The organism is Xenorhabdus ishibashii (assembly GCF_002632755.1).
Lineage (GTDB): Bacteria > Pseudomonadota > Gammaproteobacteria > Enterobacterales > Enterobacteriaceae > Xenorhabdus > Xenorhabdus ishibashii.
This window is the reverse complement of the sequence record NZ_NJAK01000001.1, coordinates 2,160,290-2,184,725: the sequence shown is the minus strand read 5'-3', so window position 1 is coordinate 2,184,725 and position 24,436 is coordinate 2,160,290. Positions and strand designations below refer to the sequence as shown.

Below are 24,436 nucleotides of genomic sequence, written 5' to 3'. Positions count from 1 at the left end.
AAACAGAATGAGGTGTCATTAATGGTTTCGTTAAGCAAAAATCAGTCAGTTTCGCTCGCCAAACAGAGCGCATCACTGGCTAAAATGGATTTTGGTCTGGGATGGGATCCTGTGGCCAAGAAGAAAGGCTTTCTGGCGAGTTTATTCAGCGGTGGCAGTGATGAAATTGATCTGGATGCAAGCTGTATTCTGCTTGATAAATCTGGCAATGCCATCGATACAGTGTGGTTTGGTCAACTAAAATCAAAATGTGGTTCTGTACAACACACTGGCGATAACCTGACTGGTGAAGGTGATGGCGATGATGAGGTTATCCGCGTCAACCTAATCAAACTTCCCACCAATGTCGAATATCTCGCATTTACTGTTAACAGTTTTCGTGGGCAAACCTTCAATGACGTCGAAAACGCCTTTTGCCGCGTCGTTGACCAAAGCGGCAAAGAAATAGCTCGCTATCAGTTGAATGAGCAAGGTGCCCACACTGGCATTATTATCTCTTCCTTGCGCCGCAACGGCGGTCAGTGGGATTTCACGGCACATGGCGTTCCTTGTCTTGGACGTACTATTGACGCGATGTATCCGCAGATCGTTGAAACGGTGGTGCGCTAATGAATCTGACACCTGGGGGTAATGCCCCCGTTCCCAATCAAACGGTTACTGTACGGGTTTTATCGGGTTCAGCCGTTGATGTCTCTGCTTTCCGCCTGTATTCAGATGGCAAAGTTAAGGGCGACCCAGATATGGTGTTCTACGGTCAGCCGGTCAATGATGACAACACCATTCGCCTGACTGGCGGTAACATCAATACTTCATTCGATGTCAACTTGCCTGCATTGAGCCAGCATGTCCAGAAAGTTGCGTTCACCGCAACTTGCGACGGTAACCAAACGATTTCCAATCTGCGCAACCTTTCCATTCGGGTCGAACTGAACAGCAACGTGATTTTGCAGGGAGATGTTGAAGTACAAGGCCGTCCAGAGGCTGCCTTGATCCTCGGCGAACTGTATCGCCGCAACGGTGAATGGAAATTCCGTTTTATTGCCCAAGGCTTTAATGGCGGTCTCAAACCACTGGCTGAGCATTTTGGTGTGGATATTATTGATGATGCACCAACTTCAACACCTGCTTCGCCATCCATTTCACCGGCTCCAAATACTGTTAATTTGAGTAAGGTTTCTCTGACCAAAGAAAAACCGGCCATCAGCCTTAGCAAACGCGACAATTACGGCGAAATTCGCATCAATCTGAATTGGAGTCAAAATTCTTCCTCCTCAAAAGGCCTATTACAAGGCATGTTCGGTGCAAGCAAAAATGTGGATTTGGATCTCGGTGCATTCGTCCGACTGCAAGATGGAGAAAAAGACGTTATACAGGCACTAGGGAATCGCTTTGGCGCTTACCGTTATGAGCCATATGTAGAATTACAGGGTGATGATCGCACCGGCCAGGTGCGTGATGGTGAATGGCTTCACGTCAATGGATTTGAATGGAAAAACATCCGTGAAGTGTTGATCTACGCCTTTATCTACGAAGGCGTGCCTGGCTGGGATAAAACCGACGGTGTAGTCACAATTTATGTTCCTGACCAACCTCCCATTGAAACGCGTATGACAGAAGGCAACAATCACAAAGGCATGTGTGCTATTGCCCGCCTTGTTAATGAAAATGGTGTCATCAAAGTAGAGCGCATCAATCAATATTTCAGCGGGCATAAAGAGATGGACAGGGCGTTTGGTTGGGGCTTTAGCTGGACATCCGGCAAAAAATAATTCTCTATTTTACCAATAAGTGGAGGGACTCATGTCCTTTTTAAACAAAATCAAATCAGCGTTCAACGCAGGCCGAGAAGAGCTAACCACTCAGGTTGGTCGCTTCAAGAACAGAAAGTTCATGGAAGGTACAGTAGCAGTATGTGCACACGTTGCTATGGCGAGTAATGGTGTCAGCGCAGAAGAAAAGCAGAAAATGATCGGGTTCATCAAAAATTCCCCTGAACTGAAAGTATTCGATACCTCCGAAATTATCGAATTCTTTAACAAACTGGTCAGCAGCTATGAGTTTGATGCTGACATTGGCAAAGGTGAAGCTATGAAATTCATCATGGCTCTAAAACAGCAACCAGAAGCGGCACAACTCGCTTTACGCGTCGGGATTGCAGTCGCTAAGAGTGATGGTGATTTTGATAACGACGAAAAACAGGCTGCCCGTGAAATTTGCTTAGCCCTTGGCTTTGCACCGGCTGATTTCGAACTGTAATCGCAGATATTTAAGAGGCTTACTTCATGGTATCCACGCACATTGGTTTTCCGATGGAAACCGTTGCTGTATTTATTATTCTGTCGGTTGGTGCGCTCTTTATCGACCTCTTTATGCATCGTCATGATAAGCCGATTTCGCTACGCAGTGCCGCCCTTTGGTCTATTTTCTGGGTCGCAATTGCCTTTGTTTTCGCGGGCTTCCTGTATGTCCATCACGGCGCAGAAGCAGCGAGTCTGTTTGTCACGGGCTACGCACTGGAAAAAGTGCTTTCCGTCGATAACCTGTTTGTCATCATGGCCATTTTCTCTTGGTTCGCTGTCCCAGACCGCTATCGCCACCGAGTTCTGTATTGGGGAATTATCGGTGCGATTGTCTTCCGTGGTATTTTCGTTGCCATTGGGACAAGCCTGCTGGCGCTTGGGCCGTGGGTTGAAATCGTATTTGCGGTTATCGTTGGCTGGACAGCGGTCATGATGCTGAAAAGCGGTGGCGATGACGATGAAATCGAAGACTATTCGCAGCACCTTGCCTACCGTCTGGTGAAACGCTTCTTCCCAATTTGGCCGAAACTACGCGGACATGCTTTTGTACTGAATCAAACGGAAGTGGATGAGGAATTGGCTAAACCAGAAAACGCCGATGTGAAAGTGGGGCGGGCGAGCAAAGCCGCACTTTATGCTACACCTCTAATGCTGTGTCTGGCAGTGGTTGAGCTGTCTGATGTGATGTTTGCCTTTGACTCTGTACCTGCGGTAATTGCAGTCAGTCGGGAACCATTAATTGTGTACAGCGCCATGATGTTTGCTATCTTGGGTCTGCGCACGCTCTACTTTGTGCTTGAAGCATTGAAAAAGTATCTGGTGCACTTGGAAAAGGCAGTCATCGTTTTACTGTTCTTTATTGCCATAAAACTGGGTCTAAATGCCTCTGAGCATATATTCCACCACGGCTATTCAATTTCAGCTACAAGTAGCTTATTTGTGGTAATTGGCGTACTGGCAGCCGGTATTCTTGCCAGCCTGCTGTTTCCGCAAAAAGAAAATGCAAGCTAAATCCGTAAAATCTAGATAACTAATACGACGTAATAAATAGTGAGGAAATAACAATGGGTGTATCTCTTTCTAAAGGCGGTAACGTTTCTCTGAGCAAAGAAGCGCCAAGCATGAAAAACGTTCTGATCGGTCTCGGTTGGGATGCTCGTGCAACTGACGGACAAGACTTTGACCTTGATGCCTCAGCGTTCCTGCTGGCGGCAAACGGCAAAGTTCGTGGTGATGCAGATTTCATTTTCTACAACAATTTGAAATCGTCTGACGGCTCCATCATGCACACTGGCGACAACCAAACAGGTGAAGGAGATGGCGATGACGAATCACTGAAAATCAAACTGGATCAAGTTCCTGCTGATGTAGAAAAAGTGGTGTTTGTAGTGACTATCCATGAAGCACAAGCTCGTCGCCAGAGCTTTGGTCAAGTTTCCGGTGCCTTCATCCGTCTGGTTAACGATGACACACAAGTTGAAGTCGCTCGTTATGACCTGACTGAAGATGCATCTACTGAAACCGCTATGCTGTTTGGTGAACTGTATCGCCATAATGCAGAGTGGAAATTCCGCGCAGTAGGCCAAGGCTATGCTGGTGGTCTGGCTTCTGTTTGTGCCCAGTATGGTATTAATGCTGCTTAATTTGGGTGTTGTTCAATTAAGTATTTCAGTGTAAACCTTGAATTAGGATCACTGAGATTAAAAGCCCTGCTTGATAATATCGGTAGGGCTTTTTATTGTTTTATCTGTTTGTTTATAATCCATTGCCCAAAGCCTGAGCAAAAAATTAATTATCAGAAATATAGGAATTGTCATACAAATACTTCTGCCATTTTAATGTGAAAAAGTTATGTAATATATTTAATTTTAATATTCCAATTTAAAACTCTTTGGCATTTTCACGACATATCATGTCAATTTTTATAAAAGGGTACAGGATCAAAAACATAACCTATCAAATAAACCACAGACTAAAGTTCCTTATTCATCCCTTTAATAACACAGAAAATCACATAATTATTTACAGAGTTATTTTTTGTTCTAACTTCAGGGATGCATTTCAAAATGGATAAATATCCAGTCATTTTTTGCGAGTTGCTTCGCAAAGAACAACATTACCGATGGCATATTAGCCAACTAACCGCTAGGGTAGATGTCGATTACTAACAATGAATGCTATTTAGATGAAAAACACGTATGAATTCGCGGTGCAGTGCGGGCGAAGTGCTGATAGAGTATCGCAGTATATCCATAACACAGGGAACGTACAAATGAACCTTCATGTTTCATTTCGCCATTCTGACATTGATATCCCAGAATTAATACTGAACGGCAGTGCTCTCAGCGATGCGGGATTTACTGCAAATGAATTATTTCATATCTCACAGTTTTCCAATGGCGTTATTATTTCTCTTGTTGATTCTAACGCAGATTTAGCTATATTAATCAACGAAATGGAAAATAACCCATACCAAGGGATCGACAATATTCGTGAAAATGGTGAACTTTATATTGCTGGGGAGTGGCTAACGATCAGCAATTTAGTGGAACAACCTATTAACATTGAAATGCAACCTGGCAAGATTATTCTAAAACCTAAGTTGATGGAAATATTGGCTTAAGATCAATTGTCACTATAAAAATAGCTTTCCATCAATTAGCCGGAAAAATATTAAAAAATATTCCGGCTGTCCACCCCGTTTCATAGGTAAGGAATCTTTGATTCTTTCAACTCGCCCAGGCTCTCCACCATCGGCATGCATTTCGGTATAAATGAATCCAGGGCGCACAGCATTGACTCTGATCCCCTGTGCAGCTACCTCTTGCGCCAACCCAATTGTCAGAGTATCAATGGCACCTTTCGATGCCGCATAATCAACGTATTCATGGGGAGAACCCAGTCGAGTTTTTTATTCTCTATCGTTAAATTTGCAATCATAACATTCAAAACTATACTCCAAACTGCAAGAGTAGATTTCAGGTTTCAGTACTCTAATCAGAGGAACTATATGATGAAAAGCTTGAAGTTATCAGTTGCAGCATTACTGGTGTTGTTTTCAAGTGCAACGCTTGCAGCGCCAGCAGTATCAACCTCAGCCGAGGTCGCTTCAAAAACGGCAACGGCAGTAGAACAAAATGTTAAATCAGCAAAAAACAAAGTTAATTCATTAGAGAAGAAAGTTACCAAAAAAGCAAAAAAACAAAAAATATCAAAGAAGAAAAACAGAAATAGCTTATCTAAAAAAGGCGCTAATACAGCTCTTTGTAAAGATGGTAGCTATAGTAAGAGTAAATCCCGTAAAGGAGCCTGCTCTCGCCACGGTGGTGTTGCTAAATGGCTATAAAGTTTTGTTGATTTTTTATCATATTCAATTAGGGGGCTTCGGCTCCCTAATTCTTTTAAAACAATTCACGCCCCAAATCAGAAAATAATTTCATCATCATGATGTTAATTGACATATTTTATTCAACAAAAAATATTACTTTTTATGATGTATCAATGTCATTTTCTAATACTGAAATTCAGATGAAAAACTTAAAATAAGCCAGAAAAACAGATAATAAAGCATGAACAATAAAATAATTTACAATAACTACAATAAAGCAAAATTTCACCCCCAAAAGATAGCTAAGTTAAACTGGGCAATATCTAATTAATAACATACAGTTAAGTAAAAATAAGTCATTAATTGAAGTTGAATAAACAGGCAATAGAACACCATAAGACATAATATAAATAACACTTTTCACCAGATAAAATCATAATGTTTATTACATTAATTTACTCTGAAAAATAAAAAATATAGATATTTGTCAGTAGGGTGCTAATATTCGTTATAGAAACGAAACTTATGAATGACGAATAACAGTAGCTATATATTGTTTGCTCTGTTAATATTCGTTTAATTTTTATCCAGAGTAATAAAAAGAGGAGAAGCAATGCCCTCTCTAATGATGAGGACAAGTGCGGTCTTCGCTTTCTTTATCTCATTAATCTTTATCGGTCTGAGCCATGCCTCAACCAGTACCTCAAAAATGCAAGAGTATTCTCACAATGGCATGCAGGTAAGTTTGCCTGATTTGCGACAATACCCTTCAGGTACACCTCGGAAGAAAGCGTTTTTAAATATTATTGTCCCTGTAATTGATAAACATAATCAAAAGATTATGCAAGACCGCAAATGGCTCCTGTCACACCAAAAGAATCATCATTGGTCTGTACAGGATAGTAATCGATTGAAAAAGATCTGCATGGATTACAAAATGACCTGTAATTCACCAAAACAGGTCAATTGGAATAAGCTGATAAGTCGGGTTGACATTATTCCTACCCATTTTGTTGCCACTCAGGCAGCGGCTGAATCGGGTTGGGGAACGTCAGAACTTGCCAAAAAAAATAATAATCTGTTTGGAATGCGTTGTAGTTCTTGCAGCAAAACGAAAGGAAAAATTAAAGGTTATTCAGTTTACCCTACCATTAATGCTTCCGTTATTGCCTATATGAAAAACCTGAATACGCACCGTGCTTATGAGTCACTGCGTTCTTCACGTGCAAAGCAGAGAACAACACAAGAGCCACTGAATACCGGTAAGCTGATTGATAATCTCAATGGTTATTCTGAACTGGGATCTGACTATAATCGCTATTTACACCGAGTATTTAATGGCAACAAAAAGCTGATTTCACAGGCTCAGGAATTAGCTATCCAATAGCACACTCCCAACAATCCACTTTGTATTAGTTACAAGGTGGGTTATTTTTTTATAATCTATCTCCATATTATCTACTGTAAACATCGATAAATTCCATACTATAATACCCTTCAGAATTACATTCTTTCTTTCAACGATGAATGGTTAACCAGAGCCTAATATGAATTTTTTCTCTTTTGAGTTCCTCGGATCGTTTGTTATTCTACTGGTTGTCTATTGGCTTTTACAAAAAGCTCCCAGGCTACAGAATGGCGTGTTAATTTTAGTTAGTTATTTATTTGTATTCTCTTTTACAGCAAAATTCGCCTATATTTTACTCGCCTATACCCTATTTATTTACTTTTTGGCGAATATTCTTAGTCGTTATTTATCTAACAAGATCATATTCACGCTATTGACATGCGGGATCATCGGCTGTTTTATTGTTTTCAAATATTATTCTTTCTTTCAGGAGTCGATTCAACAAGCATTGGCTAATGTTGGGATCAACATAGAATTGCCTGTACTTGAATTACTGATGCCGCTAGGTTTGTCATTCTATGCGTTCCATTCGGTTAGCTATGTTGTTTCGGTATGCAAGAAAGAGCTATCCGCAGCACCATTGCCTGATGTGATTTTGTATCTTTGTTTTTTTCCCAGCATTATCGCCGGACCGATTAATCGAGCTAAAGACTTCTTGCCACAGATTCAGGCAACATCCAGAGTTATGCTGGAACCATTGAAGGCAATATTATTGATTGCTCTCGCCATCGCAAAACTCTTTTTGCTTAGTTCTACTCTTTCTGAGTGTCTTGTAAATCCTGTTTTTGAAGATCCGAATAGCCATCATGCAGGACAAATCCTTGTGGCAATTTATGCTTATGCCTGGAATATCTACTTTAATTTTTCCGGCTATACCGACCTTGTCACAGGTATCGCCCTGTTATTAGGTTACAAAGTACCACGCAATTTCGATGCCCCTTATCTGGCTGAAAACTTACAGGTATTTTGGCGACGCTGGCATATCAGCCTGTCAACATTCATCCGTGATTATGTCTACATTCCATTAGGTGGTAACAAAAAAGGCGTATTGCGTAAAAACCTGAATATGTTCATTGCTATGGTGATTTCTGGCCTATGGCATGGTGCTGGTATTAGTTTTATTATTTGGGGAGCTATTCATGGATTGGGATTAATTCTGCAAAATATTAAAAATTCCCTGTTCTCAGCCTCAAAGAAACAGAGTGAACCACAAACCAGAAGCGCGATTACACTATTTTTATCTCGTGTGGTGACATTCCATTTTGTCTGCTTTGCATGGATCTTTTTCCGTAGCCCGACATTTAATGATGCTCTGGTGGTATTAAATCAACTGTTCTCTGGCGAAACATTTGCATCCCTGTTATCCAGCAGTTTTTTATTAATGGTTTTCTGGGGATTCTTTATTATCTATCCCTGGTTGGTGAATTTCAGAAATAAAATTGAAAAAAATTATGGCCTGATTTCCTGGGTTTATTACCCAATTCCCTTAGCCCTGATCCTTACTTTGGTCTTTATTTTATCACCTTCAGGAATGCCAGGATTTATTTATGCCAACTTCTGAATTTACACCTAATCTTAAAAAAGTCGCACAAGTGATTTGTATCGTGGTTTTAACCAGCTTAATGCTCATTTGGCTTAATCAGGGATCGTTAGATAATTTCTGGCAACAGAAATATCACCGCAATAGCCCCTGGACATCTCTCAAAGGGGGATCATGGTGGGATTTGGGGAATAATGTGCAGCAAGGTGCAATTGCTGCCAGTAAGACTTTTATGACATATGCACAGGGCAAATATCAAAATAGCCCGTCAACAACCATGAATATTGATCACAGACCAACAGTATTTCTCCCTGATTTTCAGGTTGGCTTGCGCTTTCTGGAAGGTTATGTGTATCCCATCGAAAATCTCTCTTTCACTTTTCCTGAGTTGCTGAACAATAATATTAAGCTCGTTCAGTCTTCTTTACCGTCAAATAATTCAGTAGAAAATCCGGTTGTCGAAATTGCCCAGAAAACCCACGTCAATCTGAGTCTAAAAGATAAGGTGTTATTTGCCGGTGATTCAATGATGCAGGGGGTAGCGCCACATTTGAAACGTCGGCTGTTTCAACAATATGGTATTTCCAGCATTAATTTAAGTAAACAAAGTACAGGATTGTCTTACCCTGGTTTCTTTAATTGGCCAAAGACTATCAGTGATACACTGAGAACCCACCCTGATATTAAATTGGTAGTGATATTTTTAGGTCCAAATGATCCGTGGGATATGCCCTCAGGGCACGGAGGGCCTTATTTAAAATTCGCCAGTGAAAATTGGGAGGATCTTTATCGCCAAAGAATTGAAACTATCTTAAACGACGCTCACCAACATCAAGTTGATGTTATTTGGGTTGGGCCACCTAATATGCGTCAGAAAAAACTTTCCAACAATATGTCTTACCTCAATAAACTGTATCAAAATGAAGTAGAAAAAAGAGGAGAGATCTATGTTGCAGTTAATGACATATTCAAATATCAATCAGATAATTATTCAGACTATATTGGCGATGGCAGTAACACCATCAAACTCCGCAGCGGAGACGGTATTCATTTCAGTTTGAAAGGGCAACAAGCCATTGCGGATTATCTATTTTCATTGATCACATTTACTCAGGAGCCAGTTAAAGAAAATGCAACCATTTAACATGTTCCGTGGATTTTATCGGATAGTGGGTGCAAGTCTGGCTATCGCGCTCTCAATAAGCCTATTATCGTGCCGAGGGGAAAAATCCACACCTTCATCAGAACACCAAACAACACGCATGCATCATCAGCAACAATTGACGAATTTTGGTGATCCCAATTTTGCGCTATTGACAGATAAATTGCATCACAGCGATACTCGCCAACTCCATTTTGTTCAATTGGGTGATTCACACACTGCTGCCGATTTCTTTACTGGTAAGTTACGCAGCTTATTGCAGGATCGTTATGGCGATGCTGGGCCAGGCTTGGTTTCCCCAATGAGCATTCCCGGCCAGCGTAATGCCTTAATACAATTTACTGAGGATAAAACTGGTTGGTGGCTTTCAAGCAGCCGCAAGGAGAATCGGGCAGATTATCCACTGGGTGGATTTATCGCTATTCCAGAAAGTGCCAGCAGTAAAATACAGCTCAATTCTTCTTCCGCTCGTGGCAAGTACTGGCTGAGTGTGCTCTATCAATCCCATACCGCAACTCAAATCAAAACGCCATTTAGCGCCATCAACTTACCTGCAACCCAAAGTGAATGGCATTTCTCACCGGAACAGAGTATCAGTTTTCCCATCAATCTCTATCCACAGGATACACAATTAAAAATTGGTGGCTGGCTGATAAAACGTCAAATCCCTGGCATTATGTTATCCGCATTGGGCATTAATGGTGCCACCATTAATATGCTGGATAAATGGCAACCTCAATGGATTGATACTCTGGCGCAGATAAAACCGGATATGGTCATTCTCGCTTATGGTACCAATGAGGCCTTTAACGATTCACTGGATTTGGTTGCTTATCAGAAGGATTTGACAGCTAAAATACAAGACATCCGTAGAACCATACCGCAAGCTGTTATCCTGCTGATTGGGCCAAACGATTCGCTGAAAAATAAAACCGCAGCAAGCTGTGAAGAACAACAACCAGCCTTACTTGATAATGTGATTAAAATTCAAAAGATTGTCGCTAAACAACAACATACTCTGTTTTGGGATTGGCGGGAATATATGGGTGAACCATGTTCAGTCAGAGAGTGGGAACAACAAAACCTCGCACGTCCTGATTACATTCACCTCTCCGCAGCCGGTTATGAACGCAGTGCTGAAGCGCTTTATAAGCAGTTTATGGGGTTGGTTGAACAGTAAATCAAAAGTACAAGAGATACGAGAGGCATATTGAGAGTTTTCTATATGCGTCTCGTACCTTATTTTTACCCTATCACAGCATAGCGAAATAGATCATACCAACTATCGCGCCGGTTGTGCCGAGAATAGTTTCCATTATCGTCCAGGTTTTCAGGGTTTGCGCTTCTGTCGCACCGGTAAATTTACCAAACAGCCAGAAGCCAGAATCGTTCACATGACTAAAAACCAAAGAGCCACCGGCAATACATACTGACAACGCCGCCATTTGCGCACCAGAATAGCCCAGTTCGCCGATCACTGGCAGAACCAACCCTACTGTGGTTAAACATGCGACAGTTGCTGATCCCTGGATCACACGCACCGCACCCGATAAAATAAAACATGCCTGCGCGATTGGCAGACCAGCACCGACCAACGCATTACCTAACGCAGGGCCAACACCTGAATCCACTAACACTTGTTTAAAGACACCGCCCGCTCCCGTTACCAGCAGAATAATTCCCGCAGGTTGAATTGCCGCGGAGCACACTTCCATAACTTTCTCTTTGCTCATACCGCGACGGATCGCCAGCCCGTAAATTGCCACCAGACAAGCAAGCAAAATCGCAGTGAAAGGATGACCGAGAAATTCCAGCCAATGGTATAGCGTAGATTGTGGTTCAACAAAACGTGCACCAATAGTTTTCAAGCCCACCAATATCAATGGGAACAATACCAATGCCAAACTGAACCCAAAGGAAGGCATCTGGCTTTTACCAATACTTGGCGTGCTCAAATCTTTGGGTAAATCCAGCGTCACATATTTGCTGATAAAGTTACCGTATATCGGACCCGCCAATAACATGCCAGGAATGGCGGCACTCAGGCCAATCAGGATCATCCAACCAAAATCAGCGCCCATTTGGGAAGCCAGCACCATCGGCGTTGGCCCCGGAACCAAAAACGCGGCCGCTGCCGCAACACCGGCAAACAATGGAAGTGCCAGTTTCACGACATTGCCATTGGTGCGACGCGCAACGGCAAATACCACGCCAATCAACAACACAACTGCCACATCAAAAAACAGTGGCAACGCACAGACAAGTCCGGCAACACCCAATGCATAGTTAGCTCGCTTTTCACCAAAGCTACCCAGCAGTTTCACGGCAATTTGGTCAAGCGCACCTGTTTCATGCAGGATTTTGCCAAACATTGCACCGAGAGCCACAACAATAGCAAGGAAACCCAACGTACCTGCCATGCCGTTTTGCATTGTCTGGGTGATTTTCTCCAGCGGCATACCGGAAAAAATCCCCGCTCCCATAGAAACCAGCATCAAGGCAATAAAAGCATGTAATCTGGCTTTCATAACCAGAAATAGTAACAGGAGAACAGAGCCGACGGCTGTCAGAACCAGAGTTACGGTGCTCATGAATGCCCCTCACTATCACGGTTAATAGATTGGATATGGTCAATCGCTTTAATCGTATTTTTGATGACTTCATCAAGATCAGGTTTGATATCAATGTGATGGACATCCTTTTCATCACTGTTCGGCTCTTCCAGTGTCTCAAATTGAGAAATTAGCATTTGTGGTTTGAAGAAATGCTCCTTGCGGGCTTTCAGGCGGCTTTCGATTAAGCCAAAATCTCCTTTCATATAGAGAAATGACAGGTTTTTATTGCCATCACGCAGCATATCCCGATAGCTTTTTTTCAAGGCAGAACATACAAGCAAGGAGATAGGGTTGGTGCGCTGCATGGCAAAAATGGCGTCATTGAGTGCCTTCAGCCATGGCTGACGATCATCATCATTCAAGGCGTAACCCTGTGCCATTTTTGTAATATTGGCGCGGGGATGAAGGAAGTCCCCATCCAGAAACGCAGCCCCCAGTTCACGGGCAACACCACTGGCAACTGCGGATTTACCGCTACCGGATACCCCCATCAATACAAAAATGTGGTTTGGCTGTTGGGTATCACTCATATCAGACTCCTTTACACAGATCTTACTGCTTATATATTTATTTGATTTTTATTAAAAAATAAAAAAAGAAATATTACCTAGTACATGTTACCGGTAATGAATTACCGGTAACATTAGCAGCGGAGCAGGATACTGAGCAATCAATCAGGATCACCAAAGAAGGAAAATGTGAGACTTATCGCAATTGAAAATGGGAAAGCGTCATTTTGATCCACAAAAATTAAACACTTTCGCCCAATGAAAGGGTAAACCCAACATCTACTTGAGTTTGTTCCAACGTCTCTCCCCTCAAACGAGCAAGCAAGGATTCTGCTGCCTTGCGTCCCATTAAGTCACGAGGGGTCAGCACGCTGGCAAGTCTGGGAGTCATTACCTGACCAACATCATGACCATGAAAGCCAGCTATCGCAATCTCTTCCGGTACTTTGATCCCCTGTCGCTGGCACTCGAAAATCGCCCCGATGGCGATATCATCATTCGTACAAAACAAGCCATCGATTTCAGGATATTTCTGGCAGGACTCCTGCAAAAGCTGCGCACCTAATGAATAAGAAGAGCTGACTGGTGTCATCATTTTTCTCGGTTGAAGCCCGGCACTGTGCATCGCTTTTTCGAACCCTTGTAAACGGATCATCGTTCGCTCATCCTGCCGCGCACCAAGATAAATAATGTTTTTGCAACCGCGTTCGATCATCGCCATCGTCATCTGACAAGCCGCTGCAAAATTATCGATCCCTACAGCAATATCAAGGCAAGGCGATACGCTGTCCATCAATTCGACAACAGGTATTCCAACTGTCTGTAACACCTTCAACGTTTTGGGGGTATGTGTGCGTTCGGCCAGAATCAGGCCATCAATATTGTAGGCAAGCAAGGAAAGCAAACGTTCTTCTTCTTTCTGGGCAGAATAACTATAGTGGGCAAGCATGGTCTGATATCCATTGCGATCAGTCACATGCTCGATGCCCCGAATAACTTCAGCGAAGACCTGATTGGTCAATGAAGGAAGCAAAACACCTATTGCGCGACTGGTAGAATTGGAAAGGATATCTGGCACTCGGTTAGGGATATAACCTAGTTGTTCCACAGCTTCCGCTATTCGTTTTCCCAAGGCTTCAGAAACCTGATCGGGATTACGTAAAAAACGGCTAACTGTCATTTTTGTGACCCCAACGAGATCGGCAACATCTTGTAAAGCTGGGCGCTTCTTCTTCATTATTTTCAACGTAATGCCATCAGTTATTGATAGGTACAGAGGAATAACTCGCGGTTTTAACATATTTATACATCATTACAACACGCTTTCTAGTGAAAAATGCCAATATACTCGCATTTTGTTTAGCAATAATTGCTAAAATTGTGATGACTTACACGCTCTTGAATGAATATTCCAGCAAGCTTAAGGCATAATCTCAACAGCGCGTAGGTCATGCTCCCAATAGTTAGATATTGTAATAAACTCCCTGCTTTTTATTCTGGGTGAGATATGACTAAAGTTGATGTGGTTTGTCGTTATTGTCATAAAACAGACGAGGTTAAAGGGCACGGAAAAGGGCGTACTGGGCATCCCCGCTATCACTGCTATGCTTGCCGTAAAACCTTCCAATTGAACAGTCGGCATTAACACGGTCATTCGCACATTAAAAAGCTCACACCAAGGCAAGTCACTACGCTGCCGCTTTCGGACAGTGAGATCCATATTGTCTGTGAAATAGATGGTGCGCTGGGAAAAGCTGCACTGTTTCTTGCGGGTGAAAGTCCCGTCGTAGAAGATTAGCCAGATCACTACGTAGCGAGTCTTGCATCTCCGGCGGTAACAAAGGTGTAGCGGTCAAGAACTTCCGTATTCCCCGAAATAAGGTTTTCAAGGGCGTAGCCCAACGCGGGAAAACCTCAATGGGGTGGTTCTATGGTTTCAAATTACACCTGATTGTTAACCATCACGGTGACATTCTGGCACTTAAAGTGACGCCGGGTAATGTCGATGATCGGGAGCCTGTTCGTGAATTATCAAAAGAGTTAACGGGTTCTCTTTATGGTGACAAAGGTTATCTCAGCCAGGAATTGGCGGATGATTTAGCCCAAACCAGCGTCACTTTCATCACGAAAAAGCGCCGAAATATGAAAGCTTACATGCAATCTGAGTGAGATAAGATAATGTTATCAAGGCGTTTTATTATCGAAACAATTAATGGGCAATTAAAGACAATTTCTCAAATAGAACATTCTCGCCACCGAAGTATAAAAGGATTTCTGTTGACCGTTTTAGGTGGCCTGATTGCTTATTGCCTTAAATGGAAGAAACCATCACTGAAAGTTTTCTACTCAGAAGAAGATTTTTCAGTGACGGCTTAAACAGAATTGGGGTTAGTTACTTAAATTAGTGTGATTATTATTCTGAATAAATGCTTCTTATTCAGAATAATAAACCCGGTATTTTTACTTTTAAAAGATATATATTGAAAATTTAACACCTTCCTTTTTATTAAAAAACAAAAACATTAAATTAATATTAATTGGAAGTTTTAGGGTGATTGTATTCATTTAGTTAATTAATGAAACAAAAACCAAAAATGACTATTTTCCATTTGATAAATCAAGTTGGTTTATTTTTCAATTAATATTGACTTTTATTTTACATATAGACAACAAACTCTATGATTAAATCTCATAGTATCTTTTATGCATTAAAAAAATTTAATGGCATTGGAATAAAAAAATAAAAAAACTTTTTACTTTTCATGTGAATGCATTGAATGTTTCAATTTAATAATATGATGTGTCATAAATATACACTTCCTGTTTAATCAGCTATCTGATAAATAATAATTTATTCTCACCCTATTCAGAATTTAATTTATATCCTGACAATAAATTTAAACAAAAAATTAACACTTGGAAGTAATAAAAAAATGAAAAACCCAAATGAACTGATCCCATTGAAGATCATTGCGTCTGGTATTGCTTTACCAGAAAATAAGGTGTACTCCTCCGATTTAGATTTGAAGCTCAATAAACCGAAAGGTTTTGTAGAAAAACATTCTGGAATCGAGTATCGCTATCATTCGGATTATCAAGCATCCCCAGCTAAATTAGCCGCCGATGCATTGCATGATACGTTAAAAACACATCAAATCTCGCCGAATTCAATTGATCTGCTGATTTCAGCTTCTGCCATTCCGATCCAAGCCTTACCTTATTCCGCTGCACATATTTTAAAAGAAAGTCAATTAAAGGCTGGCACGGCCTGTTTTGATATTAATTCAAGTTGTGTGAGTTTTATTTCTGCGTTGAGTGCTGCCAGTGGGTTGTTGGCAACCCGACAGTATCAGCGTATTGCTATTGTCTCCGCAGAAATGGCTTCCCGTGGCATTGACTGGTCACATCAGGAATCTTCGCTGATTTTTGGTGATGGGGCGGCTTGTATTATCGTTGAACGAGGGGATGGGAAAAGCGGGATTGTGACCTACCAACATGAAACCTACCCGGAAGGTCTCGAATTATGTGAGATTCGGGCTGGCGGAACCCGTAAAAACCTTCGTACAGGTATGGAAGACAGTGATTTTCTGTTCCAGATGCAGGGCAAGCCGCTGTTTAAACTGACCGCTTCATTAATTGAAGATTTTACAGAGCGTGTACTGGCGAGCGCCAATCTTGACATGTCTGATATTGATACTGTGATACCGCATCAGGCAAGCCATTTAGGGCTGAAACATATTCGCAAGCGGTTGAATATCAGGGACGAAAGATTTGTGAATATCTATCGTTATCGCGGTAATCAGGTGGCGGCATCCATTCCAAGTGCTTTGCATGAAGCTATGATGACAGGTCGTTATTATAGTCGTGATTATGTCATGTTGCTTGGTACGGCAGCAGGTCTTTCATTGAGTGAGATGATATTAAAACCATGAAAATTCTTGTAACCGGAGCAACAAGTGGTTTAGGTCGTAATGCTGTTGACTACCTGTTATCCCACGGGGAAACAGTGGTCGCGACCGGACGTAACCAGCAGGCAGGAACATTGTTAACTTCATTGGGCGCAGAATTTCGTCGCGCTGAACTGGCGACTTTAACGGTAGATGAGGCAACCGAATTAATGTCAGATTGTAATGCAGTCTGGCATTGTGCCGCTAAATCTTCTCCCTGGGGCGATCCTGATGAGTTTGAACGTATCAATGTGGCTGCAACACAGACGTTGGCACAGGCAGCAGGAATAGGTGGTATCCAGCGATTTGTCCACATTTCCACTCCCGCCGTGTATTTTAATTTTTCCCACCAACAACATATTACCGAAAGTCAGCGTAGCCAGCATTTTGCCAATGATTATGCCCGAACAAAATTTTTAGCCGAAGAGAGCATACGCCAACTGATCTGCCGTTACCCTGACACAACTTATATTATCCTGCGCCCCCGTGGGTTATTTGGCGCGCATGACAGGGTGTTGTTACCGCGTTTACTGGCTCAGGTTAAAGCCAGCAAAGGTGTTATGGCCTTGCCTGCGGGGGGAAGAAATGCTTTGGATCTCACTTACGTAATGAATGTTGTCCATGCCATGTCACTCGCGACTCAGCGCGAAGGCTTACAAAGCGGGGCGATATATAACATTACCAATCAACAGCCACAGCCATTGGCGAAGATCTTAGGGCAGTTATTTGACGAGATGCAGTTTGATTACCAGATCAAATCATTGCCTTATCCACTTCTGTATGGCGTTGCGACAATACTGGAAGGTATTGCCATGCTCACCCGAAAAGAGCCGTTGCTGACGCGCTACGGTATCGGAGCAGCTTATTATTCGATGACATTGGATAACTCAAAAGCGCAAGAAGAGCTGGGTTATTCGCCGATTTATACCATCGAAGAAGGCATTCATTTAACGGCCAACTGGCTAAAACAGACAGACCAGCAGACAGGTTTACATGGTTAAGATTCAGGTTTTTGAAGCGGGATATTGTACTCATCCTGGCTGTGTGGCATTGAAAGGTGCCAGTTTTCGCGTATGTAAATTCCCCGCGCGTGCGTGGTTGCTGGAGTGCAATGATAAGCGCTGGTTATTGGATACTGGCTATGCCAACCATTTTTACGATCATACCCGCAGTGGAATTATTCGATTATATCGCACGGTTACACCGGTTTACTTTGACACCAAAGATTCATTAGTGATGCAACTAAAAGAGAAAGGAATTCAGGCACATGATATCGATGGCATCATCATTTCTCACTTTCATGGTGATCATATTGCCGGATTACGGGATTTTCCGCAGACCAAATTTATCTGCTCAGGGGCAGGTTGGCAGCAAACCCGCCACTTACGGGGTTTTGCTGCGCTGAAAAAAGCCTTTGTGCGAGGGTTAATTCCGGAAGATTTCGAATCCAGAGTCAGTTTTTATGAGGGGTTTGAAACTCGCCCGTTGCCAGAAGAATTGGCGGTATTAGGGGAAGGTTATGCGGTGCCAGAGAGCCAGCAGCAGATATTTATTGTTCCACTACCCGGCCATGCGGCAGGACATCTTGGCCTTTGCGTATTAACTGAACAGGGTTGGATATTGCTGGCGGGAGATGCCGCCTGGTCTCCCACCAATTACCGTGAACTGCGTGGGCCTGCAAAGTTGGCGAATATCATTATGGATGACAGCCGGGCTTATTACGAGACATTGCATAAGCTGCACCACGTTGACCAAAAACAGATCCCTATCCAGCTATGTCATGAAGGAGATTTGGCATGATATTTAAAACGCTTTGGTACTATTGGCGAGCCAGAAAACGGTGGAAATTTGCCAACCGACAGCAGCTTGAACAACATCAATGGCGAGAATTGGCGAGATTCAGGCATCAGATTCTGGCGAAAAGCCCTTATTTTTCCTTATACGGTGATTTACCGCTGGCAGAATATCCGCTTATGAATAAAGCCATCATGATGGAAAATTTCGACCAGATGAATACGGCCGCTCTCAAGCGCGATGAACTTTTGGCATGTGCACGGCTAAGCGAACAATCACGAAATTTCAAACCAACAGTCGGCAAATTCAGCGTTGGCATGTCATCGGGTACATCAGGGCAGCGAGGTATTTTTGTTGCCAGCCCGAAAGAGCGGAGCATCTGGGCAGGAACCATGCTTGCCAAAATGCTGCCAAATGGCTTATTCCACGGTGAGCGAGTGGCACTGTTCTTACGGGCGGGGAACAATCTCTATGATAGTGTCCAGAACCGTTGGATATCCTTCCGTTTTTTTGACTTGTTCGCTGACTTTAATCAGCAAATACAAGCGTTAGCGGAGTATAAACCAACGATTATCGTGGCACCGGCTCAAGTATTGCGTGCGCTGGCATTGAAGCTCCAACAAGGCGAAACATCATTGCCGTCAGTTAAAGTAATCTCGGTGGCAGAAGTGCTGGAGCCGCAAGATCGCCAACTATTGAAAACCGTATTCAGGGAAGTGGGCGAAATTTATCAGGCAACGGAAGGCTTTCTGGCGTGTACTTGCTCGCATGGGACGCTGCATCTTAATGAAGAGTTTCTGCATATTGAGCCAAAATGGATCGATGAATCGCGTTTTAACCCGATCATTACCGATTTTACACGGGAAACCCAACCCATTGTGCGTTACAAGCTTGATGATATTTTAGTGGTGAAGAAAACCCCATGTGCTTGTGGCAATCCTGCATTGGCGATAGAGCGCATAGAAGGACGCAATGATGATCAGCTAATTTTACCTGCGCTGGCAGGGGAAACAGTGAGTATATTCGCTGATCCTTGTTCGCGGATCATTGCTAATACTCTGCCGCTAACCAGTGATTATCGGCTAACTCAGACTGAGTGGTTGCTGACATTGGAAGCGGATTGTGCTGTTGAGGTTCTTCGGCACTGTCAGTCAGCGCTGTCAGATTATTTTGCCAAACAGGGCGTTGCTATCGATAAAATTGAGTGGCAGTGCGTATCACAAACGATATTACCGGATCTGTTTAATAAGCGCCGCCGAATTATTAGGAAGTGAAACTGCACAATCTATTTGTCCCTATAACAGTATGATTGCAGGTCATGCCCGCTCATCAGGTGAGGTTCTTGTGACAAATAGTACCCGTGAATTTGAACGAGTTTTGGGCTCAAGAATCATTCTTCCAACAAGCCCTCTTCAACGGTTTTACCACTTTCTACTTCTGCGATTGCTTGGTTTAAGCGGCTGCATTTTTGGGGCTTGTCATCAAATAGGCCATAAAAGGGATAGTGTAGTAGGCATCAGTTTACCGCCATTATTTTAGTACTAAATCGGGAGTTCCTTTGGATTCCTATTTAGTACTTGTGACATATCGGCAACTCAATGGTAGTCAAAGCCTTATAGAAATTAGGGTTTTCTTGGATGATAGCTAACACCTTTGCCGCAAGCCCTGTCGGATTTCGGCGCTTCTGTTCCCAACTCTTAATGGTATCAATGCTAGTACCTAAAGCTTTTGCCATCTCTGCCTGTGAAATATTCAGTTGAGCACGGATCGCTTTAACATCGGCAATTTCGTATCGAGTCACACGCTCTGCGGCTTTATTACCTTTTTTAATTTCAACTGCTTCTTCAAGGGATGTTTTCAACTCGTCAAAAAAATTCATGTTACACCTCATCTTTTAGTAATTTTGTTAGTTTTTTCAGTTCTGCTTTTTCGGCATCCGTTAAGCTATCTTTCTTACTTTTCGGATAAGCCATTACTAGATAGATAATATCTTCAGTTGCTAGAAGATAGATAACTCTGGCACTACCGCTTTTTCCCTGTGAGCCTATAGCCATTCTGAGTTTACGTAACCCCCAGTACCACGTATTAGATCACCTTTCTCTGGTAACTCGATAAGCTCTCGTTGCAGTTCTTTAAGTTCATCATCAGTAGCAATTTCCTGTATCTGTCGGGTAAACATACTTGTTTCGATAAATTCTATAGCATGACTCACCGGCAAACCTCCTTTACGAGAGAGTACATAGTACCCCTGCAAATCTAAAATTACCCGCATAACTTACAAATTTATTCCATCCTTTAATCGCACTACTGATTCCGCTTAAATTGACATTGAATAGAATATCAATAATGCGGTATTAAGAACCCATATTTTATTGTGTGTCCAGCGTAACTTCTTATTCTGATTCGAACCTCATATCATCATTTTCCATCCAAAATAGAAAGTAATAACTATATTTTATCAATTCATAACAATATTTCATTAAGCAGATTGGTAATAAGTCACCTAACTTATCTTAAGTGCACAAAAAGATTAATTTTTATTCTTATTTCGTGTTGGGACATCAAATATTCCATGAGGTACTTTATATGGGCTCATATAATAGTAATAAGTCTATCAAGTGGTTTTTCTATATAGGCTCTCTGTGTTTGCCATTTATCTCAATGAATACATTGGCGATAGGTGAAAAAAACACGGAACAAAAAGCGCAGAAAGTGGCAAATACAAATAACTTAAATGAGAGAGGAGGTGAAACGGCTGGTTTAATTGCACAAAATCTTCAGACGGTGGGGCAAGTCTTGTCGTCTTCCCCTTCCCAACTGACCGAGCAGGCGAAAGCCTACGCGTTAGGAAAAATCAACGGAACAATATCCAACGAAACCCAGCGATGGTTATCACAGTTTGGTACTGCCAAAATTAATTTTGGCCTCGATAGAAAAGGCAAATTGGATAACGGCTCCTTGGATCTGTTGCTGCCGATCTATGACAATAAAGCCGACTGGCTGGTTTTCTCCCAATTTGGTTATCGTCATAAAGACAGCCGTCATACCGTGAATGTTGGTCTGGGCGGACGTTATTTCACACCCAACTGGATGTATGGGTTGAATACTTTCTATGACCATGATGTCACCGGTAAAAACCAGCGTCTTGGGGCAGGAGCAGAAGCCTGGACAGATTATGTCAAACTTTCTGCGAATAGCTACTGGCGCCTGACAGACTGGCGTCAATCATTGAAAGAGCAGGATTGGGAAGAGCGCCCTGCTAACGGTTTTGATCTGCATGGCGAATTCTATTTACCCGCTTACCCCAATCTGGGGGGTATGTTAGGTTTTGAACAATACTTTGGTGATAACGTTGTGCTGTTCAATCGTGACAGCAAACAGAAAAACCCCAGTCTGGGACGAGTTGGCCTGAATTATACGCCGATCCCACTGATAACAATGGGAGTGGATTACAAATATGGCGGCAGCGGGCACAGTGAAACCCTGTTTCAGGCCAACCTGAATTATCGGTTTGGGATACCTATTGGTGATCAGTTCTCGCCGAGTAGTGTTGCTTCGATGCGTACCCTGGCAGGTAGCCGCTATGACTTAGTGGAAAGAAATAACCATATTGTTCTTGATCACAGGAAGAAATCACAAGAACTGCAATTGATGCTGCCGGAGAATGTTATCGTGGGTTATGGCTTACAAAAATGGCCAACCCCAATACAGGTGGTAGCTAACGAAAAATCACGAGTTAAACGCATAATATGGCAGTCAGATGAGGCATTTCAGAAAAATGGCGGCAGTGTTTCCGCTGTGGGTAACGGTAATGAACTTATTGCCCTTGTATTGCCTCAATATGTTCCCAATGGCCAGAATACTCATACGATCAATATAATTGCGGAAGAAAATAACGGTAAGCTTGCCAAGCCCGCACTTTTGAATGTGACCGTACAGCCTTTTGCAGTCAAACAATTTAAGGCTGAAAAATTAGCACCTTCAGCCAATAGTGATAAGAACGGTTATAATTTACTGGCAACGCTCGCGCATGGTGTAAACGATAGCGATATTATTCGCAATGCTTCGTTTGATGATGTTATCTGGTCTCTTGAGCCACAAGATAAGAGTGTGACTCTGGATTGGAATAAACCGAGCGAAACCAATGATCAGGGGCAATTGCAGGCAACGGTAACCACTTCTCAGCCGTTGAAAGATGTGAAAGTTTTCTTAGAAATGCCCGGCATGCCCAAAAAACAGATTGGTACTATTGGTTTTAGCGGATTGATTTCTGACTTTAGCGTTAAATCTGTCAAGCCGTTGGTCAATGGACCTGTTCTTGCAGGAGATAATGGTTATACCTTTACGGCCACTGTAAAAGATAAAGCGGGTAACCCACTGCAAAACTATCAAGTGGAGACTAAATGGTATCCTGAGCAACTGGCGGATGGCATGAAATGGACATCCGTGCAAGACACAACGGATGCCGAGGGACGGTTGTTTGCGACCTTAACCAGTGCCATGCCTATGCAAGATGTGAAAGTCGGCGCCTCCATTGATGGTGGTAAAACGACGACATACGCAGAGAATCCGGTGTCTTTCATCGGTGACATTAAGATTGATGGGATTGAAGTCACACCGACTGATGACCTCAATAGTGACGGAAAACAGGCTTATTTCTATAAGGCTAAAGTGACCGACGCCACCAATAATGCCATACCTCATCTGACCTTAGGTCATGATAAGGTGATTTGGGATGTAGATAAGAACGGCCAGTATGACCACAGTAAGCTGCTGAAAGAAGGTACGCTGGTGTTCGGAAACCAAAAATTGACCACGGATGATCAGGGATATTTAACCGCAACCCTGACCAGCTCTGTTGGTCTTGATAAGGTCAAGGCCAAGCTGCAAGTGGTGACGAGAAATGGAAAACCGGAAGCAGTTGCTAACACTATCGTAAACTTTAAATCGTTGGAGAAGCCTGTTGGGCTTTATGTTTATAATCGGTCTAATCCAAAAGTCGATAAATTCTTTAAGAGTGATGAGAATGGACCTCATAACCTCTTCTCCCACTTACATGCAGAGCTACGAAGTGATCCAGCTAAGCCTATTATTGATCCTAACCTTGAAGAAGCACAATATGAAGTAGTCTCAGGAAAAGCATCTAATGGCTATAGTCTTCATAAGAACTCTCAGGGAATATTACCGTTCACTTTTGATATTTCACTGAATTTAGAAATGGTGCCGACGAAGTTCAGGGTGACTGCAACTAACAAGCAGACGGGAGCAATCCGTACCTACACTTATACAATAAAACCTTTGCGTTATTTTATGAATACAGAAACTGCAACCCCAAAAACAACGCAATGTGAGACGTATTTGTCGGCTGGTGGGCAGCCGCAAAAAAGCATGTGGGATTTAGCATCAGTCAGAGTGACAGATTTGTGGCCATTATCTTATACAGACCCCACAAATCCTAATTACGATGTCCATAATGAAAAATATGGCACAACGTTACTTGAAGAGTTTTCCAATATCATGGATTGGAACTTGATAGAGAAGGGCAATCCTAATGCAAACATTCTACTGGTATATAATAACTTACATTACAATGCACGAAACACTGATGGGTTTACTGGGTTTGATATAAATAAACTTGAAATGACTTCTATAACTTCTGCGGGTAGAGCAGATGTTGGAAGTGTACTCTGTCTTCTTAGGAATTAGAAACAAATCAATGAGATAAGTAATAAAAAACAGGCTCAATACTCTTGAGCCTGTTTTTATTAGATTAGGCGCTGTGATTAAGTCTTTTACAATCCATGTAATTTAGGATCTAAAACATCTATGCCTC

20 protein-coding genes and 4 pseudogenes are annotated in these 24,436 nt (G+C 42.4%); 18 read left to right on the top strand and 6 right to left on the bottom strand.

Going from position 1 to position 24,436, the window contains the following annotated elements:
* Positions 1–21: 21 nt before the first annotated feature.
* The 6 genes from Xish_RS10310 to Xish_RS10285 all read left to right on the top strand — a co-directional run bounded on the left by Xish_RS10310 (position 22) and on the right by Xish_RS10285 (position 4,923).
* Complete coding sequence (locus Xish_RS10310; protein WP_099117787.1) at positions 22–609, top strand: TerD family protein; 588 nt, start codon at positions 22–24, stop codon at positions 607–609.
* Positions 609–1,769 (top strand): TerD family protein, encoded by a 1,161-nt coding sequence (locus tag Xish_RS10305; RefSeq protein WP_099117786.1) that lies wholly within the window; start codon positions 609–611, stop codon positions 1,767–1,769. Before Xish_RS10310 ends, Xish_RS10305 begins: the two co-directional genes overlap by 1 nt.
* 31 nt (positions 1,770–1,800) lie before the next feature.
* On the top strand, positions 1,801–2,256 hold the full coding sequence (locus Xish_RS10300) for a tellurite resistance TerB family protein (protein WP_099117785.1): 456 nt from the start codon (positions 1,801–1,803) through the stop codon (positions 2,254–2,256).
* 26 nt (positions 2,257–2,282) lie between these two features.
* Positions 2,283–3,311: a TerC/Alx family metal homeostasis membrane protein gene (locus Xish_RS10295; protein WP_099117784.1), complete on the top strand. Its 1,029-nt coding sequence runs from the start codon at positions 2,283–2,285 to the stop codon at positions 3,309–3,311.
* A gap of 53 nt (positions 3,312–3,364) precedes the next feature.
* Complete coding sequence (locus Xish_RS10290; RefSeq protein WP_099117783.1) at positions 3,365–3,943, top strand: TerD family protein; 579 nt, start codon at positions 3,365–3,367, stop codon at positions 3,941–3,943.
* Between the two features lie 629 nt (positions 3,944–4,572).
* Positions 4,573–4,923, top strand: coding sequence for a SymE family type I addiction module toxin (locus tag Xish_RS10285; RefSeq protein WP_099117782.1), 351 nt, complete (start codon positions 4,573–4,575; stop codon positions 4,921–4,923).
* A gap of 60 nt (positions 4,924–4,983) precedes the next feature.
* Here Xish_RS10285 and Xish_RS10280 read toward each other — a convergent pair.
* Positions 4,984–5,208 (bottom strand): annotated as a pseudogene (locus Xish_RS10280) (SDR family oxidoreductase); the annotation flags it as partial.
* Positions 5,209–5,310: 102 nt separating this feature from the next.
* On the opposite strand from Xish_RS10280, the gene Xish_RS10275 reads away from it, so the two are divergent.
* From Xish_RS10275 to Xish_RS10255, 5 genes are all read left to right on the top strand, one after another.
* A complete protein-coding gene (locus tag Xish_RS10275) occupies positions 5,311–5,646 on the top strand; it encodes a DUF3761 domain-containing protein (protein ID WP_244185992.1) in 336 nt (111 codons plus the stop codon).
* Positions 5,647–6,241: 595 nt separating this feature from the next.
* Positions 6,242–7,015 (top strand): protein bax, encoded by a 774-nt coding sequence (locus Xish_RS10270; RefSeq protein WP_099117780.1) that lies wholly within the window; start codon positions 6,242–6,244, stop codon positions 7,013–7,015.
* Positions 7,016–7,175: 160 nt separating this feature from the next.
* The gene (locus Xish_RS10265; RefSeq protein WP_099117779.1) at positions 7,176–8,597 is read left to right on the top strand and encodes an MBOAT family O-acyltransferase; all 1,422 of its coding nucleotides are present in this window, start codon (positions 7,176–7,178) and stop codon (positions 8,595–8,597) included.
* Positions 8,584–9,720 carry an SGNH/GDSL hydrolase family protein gene (locus tag Xish_RS10260; RefSeq protein ID WP_099117778.1) on the top strand — a complete coding sequence of 379 codons (1,137 nt, stop codon included), beginning with the start codon at positions 8,584–8,586 and terminating at the stop codon, positions 9,718–9,720. The genes Xish_RS10265 and Xish_RS10260 overlap by 14 nt, the downstream gene beginning before the upstream one ends.
* On the top strand, positions 9,707–10,918 hold the full coding sequence (locus Xish_RS10255; RefSeq protein ID WP_099117777.1) for an SGNH/GDSL hydrolase family protein: 1,212 nt from the start codon (positions 9,707–9,709) through the stop codon (positions 10,916–10,918). The genes Xish_RS10260 and Xish_RS10255 overlap by 14 nt, the downstream gene beginning before the upstream one ends.
* A gap of 73 nt (positions 10,919–10,991) precedes the next feature.
* On the opposite strand, the gene gntU is transcribed toward Xish_RS10255, so the two are convergent.
* From gntU to gntR, 3 genes are all read right to left on the bottom strand, one after another.
* Positions 10,992–12,329, bottom strand: coding sequence for a gluconate transporter (gntU, locus tag Xish_RS10250; RefSeq protein ID WP_099117776.1), 1,338 nt, complete (start codon positions 12,327–12,329; stop codon positions 10,992–10,994).
* Entirely contained in the window at positions 12,326–12,883 is a 558-nt protein-coding gene (gene gntK, locus Xish_RS10245; protein WP_099117775.1) for a gluconokinase, read from the bottom strand. Before gntK ends, gntU begins: the two co-directional genes overlap by 4 nt.
* A 220-nt stretch (positions 12,884–13,103) precedes the next feature.
* Positions 13,104–14,099: a gluconate operon transcriptional repressor GntR gene (gene gntR / locus Xish_RS10240; protein ID WP_099117774.1), complete on the bottom strand. Its 996-nt coding sequence runs from the start codon at positions 14,097–14,099 to the stop codon at positions 13,104–13,106.
* Positions 14,100–14,369: 270 nt separating this feature from the next.
* Here gntR and Xish_RS19380 point away from each other — a divergent pair.
* The 6 genes and pseudogenes from Xish_RS19380 to Xish_RS10215 all read left to right on the top strand — a co-directional run.
* A pseudogene (locus Xish_RS19380) lies at positions 14,370–14,600 on the top strand (IS1-like element transposase); the annotation flags it as partial.
* A 119-nt stretch (positions 14,601–14,719) separates the two neighbouring features.
* Positions 14,720–15,238: pseudogene (locus Xish_RS10235) on the top strand (IS982 family transposase); the annotation flags it as partial.
* 557 nt (positions 15,239–15,795) lie between these two features.
* Positions 15,796–16,794 carry a 3-oxoacyl-[acyl-carrier-protein] synthase III C-terminal domain-containing protein gene (locus Xish_RS10230; RefSeq protein ID WP_099117773.1) on the top strand — a complete coding sequence of 333 codons (999 nt, stop codon included), beginning with the start codon at positions 15,796–15,798 and terminating at the stop codon, positions 16,792–16,794.
* Entirely contained in the window at positions 16,791–17,810 is a 1,020-nt protein-coding gene (locus Xish_RS10225) for an NAD-dependent epimerase/dehydratase family protein (protein ID WP_099117772.1), read from the top strand. Before Xish_RS10230 ends, Xish_RS10225 begins: the two co-directional genes overlap by 4 nt.
* A complete protein-coding gene (locus Xish_RS10220) occupies positions 17,803–18,609 on the top strand; it encodes an MBL fold metallo-hydrolase (RefSeq protein WP_099117771.1) in 807 nt (268 codons plus the stop codon). Before Xish_RS10225 ends, Xish_RS10220 begins: the two co-directional genes overlap by 8 nt.
* Positions 18,606–19,877 carry a F390 synthetase-related protein gene (locus tag Xish_RS10215; RefSeq protein ID WP_099117770.1) on the top strand — a complete coding sequence of 424 codons (1,272 nt, stop codon included), beginning with the start codon at positions 18,606–18,608 and terminating at the stop codon, positions 19,875–19,877. Before Xish_RS10220 ends, Xish_RS10215 begins: the two co-directional genes overlap by 4 nt.
* A gap of 296 nt (positions 19,878–20,173) precedes the next feature.
* Here Xish_RS10215 and nadS read toward each other — a convergent pair whose 3' ends face one another.
* Both nadS and Xish_RS10195 read right to left on the bottom strand, forming a co-directional pair.
* Positions 20,174–20,482 (bottom strand): NadS family protein, encoded by a 309-nt coding sequence (nadS, locus tag Xish_RS10200; protein ID WP_099117769.1) that lies wholly within the window; start codon positions 20,480–20,482, stop codon positions 20,174–20,176.
* A 1-nt stretch (position 20,483) separates the two neighbouring features.
* Positions 20,484–20,815 (bottom strand): annotated as a pseudogene (locus tag Xish_RS10195) (type II toxin-antitoxin system RelE/ParE family toxin).
* Between the two features lie 374 nt (positions 20,816–21,189).
* Here Xish_RS10195 and Xish_RS10190 point away from each other — a divergent pair.
* Positions 21,190–24,309: an inverse autotransporter beta domain-containing protein gene (locus tag Xish_RS10190; RefSeq protein ID WP_099117768.1), complete on the top strand. Its 3,120-nt coding sequence runs from the start codon at positions 21,190–21,192 to the stop codon at positions 24,307–24,309.
* Positions 24,310–24,436: the final 127 nt, after the last annotated feature.